General features: G+C 67.8%; 8 protein-coding genes and 3 pseudogenes. 5 read left to right on the top strand and 6 right to left on the bottom strand.

Features of this window, described 5'->3' with window-relative positions; translation table 11 throughout:
- Positions 1 to 147: 147 nt before the first annotated feature.
- Positions 148 to 496: pseudogene (locus tag FCI23_RS51885) on the top strand (transposase); the annotation flags it as partial.
- On the opposite strand, the gene FCI23_RS61880 reads toward FCI23_RS51885, so the two are convergent.
- Entirely contained in the window at positions 465 to 839 is a 375-nt protein-coding gene (locus FCI23_RS61880) for a transposase (protein ID WP_322974054.1), read from the bottom strand. The pseudogene FCI23_RS51885 and the gene FCI23_RS61880 sit on opposite strands and share 32 nt — an antisense overlap.
- Here FCI23_RS61880 and FCI23_RS64440 point away from each other — a divergent pair.
- Positions 838 to 969 carry a trypco2 family protein gene (locus FCI23_RS64440; protein ID WP_407646158.1) on the top strand — a complete coding sequence of 44 codons (132 nt, stop codon included), beginning with the start codon at positions 838 to 840 and terminating at the stop codon, positions 967 to 969. The genes FCI23_RS61880 and FCI23_RS64440 overlap by 2 nt on opposite strands.
- Positions 970 to 1,422: 453 nt before the next feature.
- Here the strand turns inward: FCI23_RS64440 and FCI23_RS51875 are convergent, their stop codons facing one another.
- From FCI23_RS51875 to FCI23_RS51865, 3 genes and pseudogenes are all read right to left on the bottom strand, one after another.
- Positions 1,423 to 2,403 (bottom strand): methyltransferase, encoded by a 981-nt coding sequence (locus FCI23_RS51875; protein ID WP_456318882.1) that lies wholly within the window; start codon positions 2,401 to 2,403, stop codon positions 1,423 to 1,425.
- Between the two features lie 260 nt (positions 2,404 to 2,663).
- Positions 2,664 to 3,318 (bottom strand): annotated as a pseudogene (locus FCI23_RS51870) (helix-turn-helix transcriptional regulator).
- 389 nt (positions 3,319 to 3,707) lie between these two features.
- On the bottom strand, positions 3,708 to 3,986 hold the full coding sequence (locus FCI23_RS51865; RefSeq protein ID WP_211265856.1) for a hypothetical protein: 279 nt from the start codon (positions 3,984 to 3,986) through the stop codon (positions 3,708 to 3,710).
- Positions 3,987 to 4,954: 968 nt separating this feature from the next.
- Between FCI23_RS51865 and FCI23_RS51860 the strand changes: the two genes are divergently transcribed.
- The 3 genes from FCI23_RS51860 to FCI23_RS51850 all read left to right on the top strand — a co-directional run bounded on the left by FCI23_RS51860 (position 4,955) and on the right by FCI23_RS51850 (position 7,787).
- Complete coding sequence (locus FCI23_RS51860; RefSeq protein WP_136730909.1) at positions 4,955 to 5,368, top strand: organic hydroperoxide resistance protein; 414 nt, start codon at positions 4,955 to 4,957, stop codon at positions 5,366 to 5,368.
- A 312-nt stretch (positions 5,369 to 5,680) separates the two neighbouring features.
- Complete coding sequence (locus tag FCI23_RS51855; protein ID WP_246144869.1) at positions 5,681 to 7,264, top strand: AMP-binding protein; 1,584 nt, start codon at positions 5,681 to 5,683, stop codon at positions 7,262 to 7,264.
- 127 nt (positions 7,265 to 7,391) lie between these two features.
- Positions 7,392 to 7,787 carry an alpha/beta hydrolase family protein gene (locus FCI23_RS51850; protein ID WP_136730907.1) on the top strand — a complete coding sequence of 132 codons (396 nt, stop codon included), beginning with the start codon at positions 7,392 to 7,394 and terminating at the stop codon, positions 7,785 to 7,787.
- On the opposite strand, the pseudogene FCI23_RS51845 reads toward FCI23_RS51850, so the two are convergent.
- Together FCI23_RS51845 and FCI23_RS51840 are read right to left on the bottom strand one after the other, a co-directional pair.
- Positions 7,788 to 9,339 (bottom strand): annotated as a pseudogene (locus tag FCI23_RS51845) (ISKra4 family transposase).
- Between the two features lie 64 nt (positions 9,340 to 9,403).
- Complete coding sequence (locus FCI23_RS51840; RefSeq protein ID WP_136730906.1) at positions 9,404 to 9,904, bottom strand: hypothetical protein; 501 nt, start codon at positions 9,902 to 9,904, stop codon at positions 9,404 to 9,406.
- Positions 9,905 to 10,093 lie beyond the last annotated feature (189 nt).

Here is a 10,093-nt window from a genome sequence, read left to right as displayed (position 1 = left end):
TCACCGGCAGTGCAGATGAAGACCAGCCCGCCGGAGCGACGCACCGTCCGGCACACCCGCACCCGGCGCCCCGACAGGGGATGGAAGGGATGCGTGACAAGCAACGTCTCCTCAGAAATGCCACGAAAAGGGGCACTATGCCGTGCCCTCTGGCAGCGGTCCTGGAGCGAGTTCGTGCCCTTCCTCGGACTGCCCGACGCCATCCGGCAGGTCGTCTACACCACCAACGATGGAGTCCCTCAACGCCCGCTACCGGCGTGCGGTCCAGGCATGCGGCCACTTCCCCAACGAGCAGGCCGCCCTCAAACGCCTCTACCTCGCCACCCTCGCCCTCGACCCCACCGGCCGAGGCCGCCAGCGCTGGAACAACCGCTGGAAGTCCGCCCTGAACGAGTTCGACGTCCTCTTCGACGGCCGCGGACGACGACAGCCAGGCAGCAATGGACCGGCTGCACACACGGTGATCATGCTGACATGCCTAACGGTGTGGACCTGACGCCCGATCCCTGGCGGCGCCGGCGCCTGCGGAAGAACCGGCGGTCTCGGCGGCGAGTTCGGCCTGGTTCCGGGCCCGGTACTGCTTGGGCAGGCTGTGCTTGAGATCGGCATAGATTAGCTCGCCCCAGGCTCAGCTCGGGCGAGTACGGCGGCCGGAAGTGCAGGTCGACATCGTCGGGGTGCGCAGCAAGCCAGGCCCGGACCCTTTTCGAGCGGTGGGCGGAGTGCCAGTCGACCACGAGATGGACACACCCTGTCGGAAGTTCAATTCGGGCCGGTGCTGGACGTGATGTGCCCTGTCGCCGCAGCGCGGTGGAGGGACACTGGCTCCTCGAGATCATGGGACCAAGGGGAAGCATGGGATTTGACGGGACTGAACTGTCGCAGGCGATAGCGGCGATACGCACCGGCCTGACCAGCGCCCAGGCGCAAGCCGCGGATTCGCCGATCCGGTTCACGGCCAAAGATTGAACGCCCCCGGCTTCACCGAGCTGATCTCCGCAGCGCCCCACCTACAGCCTGCTGACCAACAGCCGAGGCCTGCTGGTGGTGGTGATCGACTACGCCGAGGCCCGCCGTCAACAGACCAACATGGTCCTGGAGTTGCTCGCCGCGCATCATCGAGTCGGCCACAAGGTCCGTTCGACGTCCTCCTCGGCGGCGCGAACGGTGCCGTGCTTGAGAGGTACTTAGGGACCGTCTTGTGGTCCAGTCCCGGCTCCTTGACTGCCTCCCTCAGACTGACCGCCCCCGACTCGACAAGGGACGGGAACCGCCGTAATTCCAGCCAGCGTTGCGGGCCGCATCCTATGTGGATTGGCTGCCCACCCCCTGTCGGACAGCCAACGTTTCTCGGACGCACGGCACACTTTTCGATGCCCGATCCCCACCCCTGACGCGGTCGAGATGCGTCCGGCTGTCGGATCAGGCAGGTACGGCCTCGAGCACGGAGACCAGGGATGCGGAGGAGGACACCTTCGCGAGATTCAGTCCTGCCCGCTGGAAGAGGCGCTGGAACTCGTCGACGCTTCGTTCCCGTCCGGTGGACAGAGTCATCATGTTCAGGTCCATCAGCGGAGGCAGCCCGGGCGTGCCCAGCTGGTCGACGATGAGTTCGGCCACCAGTATCCGTCCGCCGGGCGTGAGCGAGTCGCGGCAGTTGCGCAGGATACGTACACCGGAGTCGTCGTCCCAGTCATGGAGGACGAACTTCAGGAGGTGCATGTCGGCGGTCGGGACCTTCTCGAAGAAGTCGCCGCTGACGAAAGTGAACCGGTCTGCCACGTTTAGTCGTTCGGCCGACGCTACGGCGTCAGCGCCGGCGTGGGGCAGGTCCAGCACCATGCCGGTGAGCTCGGTATTGCGCAGCATGAGGGTGTGGATGAAGTTACCGCTGGCGCCGCCGACGTCCACGGCTGTCCTGGCGTCCTTCAGGTCAATTACGTCGGCCAGTTGATGGGCCAGGCCGTGAGTCATCGCGGTCATGGCAGCAGTGAAGACTCCGGCATCGTCCGGGCGCACGGCGAGCCAGTCGAAGAACGGGGCGCCGAGGGTGGCCACTGCCTGCGGAGCGCCGGTGCGTATCGCCTCGGGCAGGTTACCCCAGGGTGCCCAGTGGGAGGCTGTCCCGCCATACAGCGCCAGGTCGCGCAGCGAGTCGGGGTGACCAGTGCGCAGGGTCTTCAGCAGCGGCGTGACGGTGAATCGGTCACCGTCCTGGCAGGAGGCCAGGCCGAGGGAGGCGCAGGCGCGAAGAAACCGGAACGTCGCCTGGGGATCGAGTGATTCGGCGTCCGCCACCTCCGCAGCGGTGGCTCCGGCCGGGTACAGATGGTCCGCGATGCGCAACTCCGCTGCTGTGCGAACGACTTGGGTCACCCAATATCCTGTGATCATTTGCAGCATGCGGCCCGTATCTTCCACTGCCGGTTCGGCGGAACCAGCGGGGACAAGAGGGTGCTCGAACAGCGTCACAGTTTACCTTTCATGGACTTTTGTGCAGTCATAGCGGTCACACGATGATCATCGCGACGCGGAACCGTGGGGCACAGGGGCAAGCCCGGCCCCTGCGTGTGCGGAACGGCGGAAGCAGCACAGCGTGGTGTACGAGAAGGGAGGCAATGTTCGACCAGGACCATCCTCATGGCCGATAGGGCAACGGCTTCTCAGATGTAGCCTTCGCGCAGGGCGTAGGCGACTGCGTGTGCTCGGTTGCGTAGGTGGAGTCGGGTGTTCAGTGCGTGGATCACGTTCTTGACGGTGCGTTCGGAGTAGGACAGCTTGCTGGCGATCTCGCTGGTGTCGAGGCCCTCGGAGACCATGCGCATCACGTCCACTTCGCGGGGGGCCAGCCGCGAGGACGGGCCGGCGGTGCGGTGCAGCGCGCTGACCTGGTTGATCAGTCGGCCCAGTAGGTCGGCCGGGAGGTCTCCGTCGCCGCGCGCGGCTGCCAGTACGGCCTGTATCAGTCGGGTCGCGGTGGCCTCGTGGCGCCATACGATCGCGCTGACTCCGCATTCGATGACCTGCAGCAGTTCGGCCTCCCGGAGCGAGCTGACGACCAGTACCGTGCGTGCCCCGTCGCCGCGCACCAGGCGGCGCAGCCGGGTCAGCGCTGCCTCGTCCAGGGCGTCGCCGACGAGCAGCGCCACCGTGCCGGGGGCCGAGGCGTTCTCCGCTTTGAGTTCGATCTCCGGGTGCCGGCGCAACTGGCCGATCGTGCCCTCGCGGCAGGATCGGGTCCAGGGCGTGTACCGCCACGGGGATCCGCTCGGGTGTGCCGGTGGTGCCGGAACATGTGGTCCGCGATGAGCTGAACAAGCGTTTCCCTCATATCCCGGTGCCGGCGGCCTTACGAGGCCGGTGACCGGCATGCCCGACGGTCCCGCGGTGCGTCACGTATGTGTGAGATGCGGCCGGCGCGGCGGCACCGGCACGCCCTCCATGCGCGAGGGCCGTTCTCGCCCGCCCCGTTGACAGCGGGCACGCCCAGCGGACCTCCCAGACCTCCCATGTGTGGAACGTTCGCTACATTCAAGGTAGCCACCCCGGACCCCACCGTCAATACCGAACGATCTATCTAATAATGGCATGCGGGAGCGGGACAAGCCGTTCAGCCACACCCTCTCGCCCGCCCTCGTGCGCACCTGCACGCTCGCCCCGCTCACCGCGGACGCTGCAGCCGTCAGGCCGCGAGCCCGGCCACGACATCACGACCGTTCCTGCGCCCGGCGCCGCAGCTCCGCCTTCACCCCCGGACTCAGCCGCTCGCCGGCCAGCTTTCGCGACAGGTCCAGCAGGCTCCGCAGCTTCGGGCGGTCCAGATCGAAGGAGGACAGCCCAGACCACACCACGTGCAGGAGCAGATCGACGGTGCCGTGCGTGGGGCCGGTCAGCTCGTCCAGGTGCGTCGGCAGCTGGCTGGCGTACCGGGCGCGCAGCACCTCGTGCACGGGCGGGACGGACGCAGGAGTTGTTGCCAAGGCCATCCCCCGATTATGGCCCCTCGGCAGCACCGGGGCGTGGTCACTGGGGTCTCGTTGGCCTGGGTGCGCGGATGTGGCCGCCGAGTCGGCCCGAAGGGCGAGATCAGCGAGCAGATCCCCCCAGATGGCAGGTTCGCGACAGCTGACGATGTTTCTCTGTCTGGGGCTTCGTGTGGTTGCTGTTCGTCTCGCTACTCGCCAAATCTGGTGCTCCGGACCGCCGGAATTTGGCACCCCGAGCATCAATTTCTGACCCTGGAGCATCAAAAAAGTGGTGCTCGGGCGTACGGACCTCGGAGCATCATTCTTTGATGCTCGGGCCTGACCTGCGAGAACGTGAGATCACCTGCACGCGAAGGTGTGAACATCACATGCGATGGCGGAAGTTGAGCTGCTTCAAGCAGGCCCTGCTGGCCCTGGTACGTCCACGCAAGAACGAGGCGTTCACCCAGGTCAGCGCGGAAGTGCAACGCCGCGATGAGCTGGGCGAACGGGCTGCGCTCCGTGCCACAGGTGTAGCCAGCGGGTGGCGGGGGTCTGCCCAGCCGCAGAGCCACCCAGCCCGACGTCCCCGTCGACGCCCGGTCGCGCGCACGTCGTGGAAGCCGAGGCGCCACGATCGTGCGTTGGTGTGCCACAGATCGCGCTGCTCCTGAGCGGCCGCAACTCACGTTACCGCCCCTCCGATGCCTTGCCGCCTCTTGGCGTTCCGCCTCTCGGCGCCGCCCGAACCAACGCGAAGTAGAACGTTCGGTGTTGACGTTCAGGTTCTCTTCATGCATGCTTGAACAAGAACGAACGTTCTACCCCTTCTCTTCGGCGCCACGAGCCTGGCCCGACGCCCCCTGCCCCTAGTCCATGCCAGAACCTTGCGCGTTGGCGCCGGGGAGGGCGACTTCGACATACCCCGCGGTAGGCCCCGCACCTCATGGCAGGTGTCGGCCGTCAACCCATCACAGAAGGACGCACTCATGAACACCCTCTACACCGCGGTCGCGACCGCAACCCATGGTCGTGATGGCCGCGCCATTGCCTCGGACGGGTCCCTGGACCTCAAGCTCGCGATGCCGAAGGAACTGGGCGGTAGCGGCGAGGGGAACAATCCCGAGCAGCTCTTCGCCGCCGGCTATGCGGCGTGCTTCGCCAGCGCACTCGGCATCACGGGCCGGCAGGCCGGCGTAGACCTCTCCAAGGTCACCGTGACCGGGGAGGTGTCGATCGGCAAGCAGGGCGAAGGCCTCGCTCTCGCGGTCGTCCTGCGGATCACACTGCCCGGCAGTGTCGACCGCGGGACCGGCGAGGAGCTCGTCGAACAGGCGCACCAGGTCTGTCCGTACTCCAACGCCATTCGTGGCAACGTCCCGGTCCAGCTCGTCATCGAGTAACTCCACAACTCCCCGCCATCGCCCTCCCCGAGCCAGCTCAGCCTTCGACCAGGCCAGATAGCGAAACGCTGCTGGAGTATCAGGCGGCCAGCTCCGCCGCCAGGCGAGTTCTACGAGGCCGCAACATGATGCATCCGTGCAACGGGTTCGGGGAGGGTCCCGGACAGGGGACGAAGCAGCGACCTTCAAGCATGATGACGACCCCGGCCGCGTCGCCATGGCTTCCGACTTGCCGCAAGGTTCTGGCGGTCTCATTGCGAGGTGTGTGAATTGTCTAAATCAGTGTTCTTGGGCGCTGTGGGGTCCGAACCGGTGCGTGAGCAGACAGTAGGTTCACTGCTGAGGGACGCGGTCGATCAGGCGCCGTCCGTGGTCGCGCTCGTCGAGGGCGTTCCCGACCCGGCGGCCCGGCGGCGCTGGACCTATGCGGAGCTGTTCGACGAAGCCGAGCAGGCCGCTCGAGCCCTGTTGGGCAGATTCCGGCCGGGTGAACGGGTCGCGGTATGGGCCAACAACCTCCCCGAATGGATCCTGCTGGAGATGGCGGCCGCGCTCGCGGGTCTGACCCTGGTCACGGTAAATCCGATGCTGCGTGAGAACGAGTTGCTGCATGTCCTCGGCCAGTCGGAGGCAGCCGGAGTCTTCCTGGTACGCGAATACCGCGGCAACCCGATGGAGAACACGCTCGCCGGCCTGCGTACCGATCTCCCGCAGTTGAGGGAAACGGTGCTGTTCGAGGAGTGGGCGGCGTTTTTGGCCTCTGGCTCGCCGACCGAGGTACTGCCCACGGTCAGCCCCGACGATCCGGCGCAGATCCAGTACACGTCGGGCACGACCGGCACGCCGAAAGGCGCCGTGCTCCACCATCGCGGTATCACCAACAACGCGCGGCTGTCCTATGTCCGCGCCTTCGATATGCGCCCCGGCGAGTCCTTCGTCAGCCCGATGCCCCTGTTCCACACCGCGGGCTGCGTCCTGACCACCCTGGCAACGATCGCGTCGCAGGGCACCCTCGTCATACCGCCGTGGTTCGATCCTGCGCTCATGCTGGAGTTGATCGAAGCCGAACGCAGCGCGGTCTTCGGCGGGGTTCCCACCATGCTCCTGGCCATGCTCGATCATCCCCGCTTCGGCCGGACCGACCTGTCCTCGGTGCGCTACGCCCTGTCCGGAGGGGCGACCGTCCCGCCCGACCTGGTCCGCCGCACCGAATCCGCGCTCGGGATCCCCATGGCCAACATCTACGCACAGACCGAGGCGTCACCCGGCATCACCATGACCGCACTGGACGACACGCCGGAAGACCGGGCGGGCACGATCGGGCGGCCACTGCCCGGCTGCGCAATAAAGATCGTCGACCCGCGCACCGGCGAGCTTCGCGACCGCGGTGAAACCGGCGAGCTGTGCACGCGGGGCTATCACGTGATGACTGCATACTTCGGCATGCCCCAGCAGACCGCCGAGACAATCGACGCGGATGGGTGGCTGCACACGGGCGACCTCGCGAACATGGACAACCGCGGCTACCTCCGCATCGACGGCCGGGTGAAGGAAATGATCATCCGCGGTGGCGAAAACATCTACCCGCGCGAAATCGAGCACGTCCTGCTCGACCATCCCGCGGTAGCCGAAGCCGCAGTGGTAGGGATCCCCGACCCCACGTGGGGTGAACAGGTAGGGGCGTTCATCCGGCTCGCCGCCGGCCGGCCCGCCGACGAGGACGAACTCTCCACCTACGTACGCCAGAATCTCGCACCCCACAAGACACCCCGAATCTGGCGGTTCGTCACTGAATTCCCCATGACCGGGTCCGGAAAGATACAGAAACACCGGCTACGCGAACACGTCACAACCGAGCACATCACGGCTGCCCCAAACGACAGCCCGGCTTCATGACCTTGCCTCGTATCACCTTGACGACCAGTACACCCGGCACCACCGCCACTCAGAAGCGTCAGTTGCCCATAGCATCTACGAAAGGAATCTGATGACCGGCCAGGTGTCTGCACGCTCTCTCGGAGAGGTGACCACAAGGCCGACCTTCGATCCGGAGCTCGCGCCCGTCGTGGAGGCGGCGCGGCAGTCGTTCCCGCCTCTGTCGGCCGAGACCCTCCCCATGGCCCGGGAGGTGAGCCTGGCGGAAGCCGGGGCGCTCGACCTGACGGCCGGTGGCGCTGTGCGGGTGGAGGAACGGCAGGTGCCCGGCCCCGAGGGCGCGCCGGACCTCACTGTCCTGATCCTCAGCCCAGTCGACGACAGTCGCCCCAAGCCGGGCATGTACCACATCCACGGCGGCGGGATGGTCATGGGAGACCGCCGGTTGGGCCTGCAGATGCTGCTGCCGTACGTCGCCGAGGGTGCCGCGGTGGTGGTGTCGGCCGAATACCGGATGGGTGCGGCTCGGTTTGAGGGACAGTGATCATGCTGCGAGTGCGAGGGCGTCGCGGTAGCGGACGGCATGAACCCGCAGGTGCTCGCGCTGCACGTGGTAGTCCCAGTACTCCTCGAAGTCGCCGTTGCTGATCGCCGCGCGGAGCTTGAGCACGGCCTCGGCCCCGGCCAGGCCCCAGCGGGCGCCGGTGATGTCCATCCGGTCCTTCACCAGGTGCCGGCACGCTCCCTCGATCACGCCGGTGGCGATCGGCCAGCCCTCCGCCAAGGCGATGTCGTAGCCCAGATATGGCAGCTTCGCCCGCAGGTAGCCGACCGCCTTGTCCACCCCGAAGCGCCGCTGGCCGTCCAGCTCCTCCCTGTCCGCCCGCGCTTCGAGCGCGTCGGCGACCTGCTCGGCCCGGCCCTGGAGGATCTCCAGCGCGATGTCGCCGACCCAGGTTTCGGCGGCCGAGTCGGTCTTGGCGAAGAAGCACCAGGCCGCGCCCCATGCGTACTCCAGCACGTGAACGAAGTCGATCAGGAGGCGCACTTCGAGCCCGCGCGCATCGCACTGATTGTGGATCACATCCAGCTGGTGGCGGGCCCCGTCGACCAGCATCACCCACTCCCGCTCGCGGCCGGGGTCGCGCCGTTCGCTCGTCGAACACTGCCGCGATCACCTGGTCGGCGTCGCGTTCGACCGAGGCGGTCAGCCACTTCGCACTCGCCCTGGGCCGCTCGGCGGGTGCGGGGCGGTCGGCGTCGCCGCGCCTGATCACATCGCCCGGCTCACGCGGCATCGGCGCGAGGTCGTAGACCGCGCCGACGGTGGCCATCCGCTTCCGCCCGTTCTTCTCCCCGCCGGCCAGGCGCGTCTGGAAAGGCCCGCCGCCGGCCGCTGCCTTCTTCGCGGCGGCCCGCCTGGTCTCCTCCCGCAGCGCCTCCGGGCGCATCACGATGCCCTTGCCGTCCGCCGAGAGCACCAGCAGCATCTCCTCGGAGCCGGAGCCGGAGCCGGAGCCGGAGCCGGAGCCGGAGCCGGAGTGGTTGCTGCGCGCGTGTGCGTAGAAGTCGTCCACGTCCGCCGCGGTGCGCTCAACCAGCTGTTCGACCTGCCGCTTGCCCATGTGCGTGCCGGTGGCACGCTCGATCGCCTCCACGGCTTGCTCGAACGAGCCGCGCGCCGCCTCGATCGCGGCGAGCCTCTTGAGCGCGTGCGAGTGCCGCCCGGTCGGCAGGTCCAGCTCGGCATCAGCCGGGTGCAGGTTCGATGCTCCCTTGGCCCGGTAGGCGATCCGCTCGACCTCCACGGTGCCGAATCGCGTGGACAGCAGCCGCTTGTGCCCCGGCTCGGCGGCGTGCCGCACCACCTGGTCGGATCCGGCGACCTCCGGCAGGCGTTCCTCGCGCCCGGCCCGCTGGTCGAACCACTCCTGGAGCATCAGGCGGTGCACCTCGCGGCCGCGCGCGGCGATGAACTCCTCCGCCTCGGCGTGGGAGGCGCCCTGGTGGTCGAACAGATCGGCGAGCAGCTGCTCGAAGGCGGCGCGGGCGGCGGGAAACGCCCCGGCGGGCTCGGTGGGGCCATAGGCTGGCATCGGGCTCTTCCTTACGTCGGTGCGGGCTTGTCACCAGGCACGACGCGGGGAAGAGCCCGCCTGATCAGGGCCGATCGGGTGCGCGAACGCCATCGGCCAGCGCGAACAGGCCTCTGGACGGCTCGGCCAGCCACTCGCGCCGCACCATGCGCTTCAGCCGCATCCGCAGCGTCTCAACGTGCCGGTGGTCGGCGGCTTCCTCCGTCACTTCGCAGATCTCCTTTGCCCGCAGCGGCGTATTAGCGCTGGCCAGCAGGGCCAGCACCGGCCAGTCACCCTCCGCGGGCACCTCACCGGTCGCGACGCGCACAACCGGCGGCAGGGAGCCGGGCAGATCGTCCGGATCCGCATCCCGTGCGGACACCAGCTCGAACTCCGCTCCGTCCGCGTCGCGTTCGCAGAGCACGCGGGCGAGGGTCGCCTGGGTGACCACCAGATCGGACAGCTCCCCCTCGGCGGCAGCGATCCGCTCGTTCAGCGCGGCCAGCTCGGCCCGCAGCTCCTCCACTCGCCGCCGGGCCGCCTCCTCGTACTGCTTCAGCAGCGCCAGCAGCCCCTGCTCCACGCGCCCCTCCCCGCGATGCCGCCGACGCTGCCACGCCGGACCCAACCCCCGCACCACAAAGGACTTACGACGTGGTGCTCGATTGAGGTCGGGCTGTGCTGGCCTGGCGGGTTGGCTGGTGGTTGATTACCGCATGGCCGCGCGGTCGGAGACCAGGCCGGCGATGGCTTGGTAGGTCTGGTCGAAGTA

Source organism: Actinacidiphila oryziradicis, assembly GCF_005047355.1.
Taxonomy (GTDB): domain Bacteria; phylum Actinomycetota; class Actinomycetes; order Streptomycetales; family Streptomycetaceae; genus Actinacidiphila; species Actinacidiphila oryziradicis.
The sequence above is the reverse complement of the archived record's forward strand: the minus strand, read 5'-3'. Positions and strand labels throughout refer to the sequence as shown.

What these genes read in the sequence shown, in the direction of transcription:
- FCI23_RS51865 (WP_211265856.1), bottom strand. Translation starts at nt 3,986, where the DNA reads ATGGCCTTGGCAACAACTCCTGCGTCCGTCCCGCCCGTGCACGAGGTG.
- FCI23_RS51875 (WP_456318882.1), bottom strand. Translation starts at nt 2,403, where the DNA reads ATGCTGCAAATGATCACAGGATATTGGGTGACCCAAGTCGTTCGCACA.
- FCI23_RS51860 (WP_136730909.1), top strand. Translation starts at nt 4,955, where the DNA reads ATGAACACCCTCTACACCGCGGTCGCGACCGCAACCCATGGTCGTGAT.
- FCI23_RS61880 (WP_322974054.1), bottom strand. Translation starts at nt 839, where the DNA reads ATGATCTCGAGGAGCCAGTGTCCCTCCACCGCGCTGCGGCGACAGGGC.
- FCI23_RS64440 (WP_407646158.1), top strand. Translation starts at nt 838, where the DNA reads ATGGGACCAAGGGGAAGCATGGGATTTGACGGGACTGAACTGTCGCAG.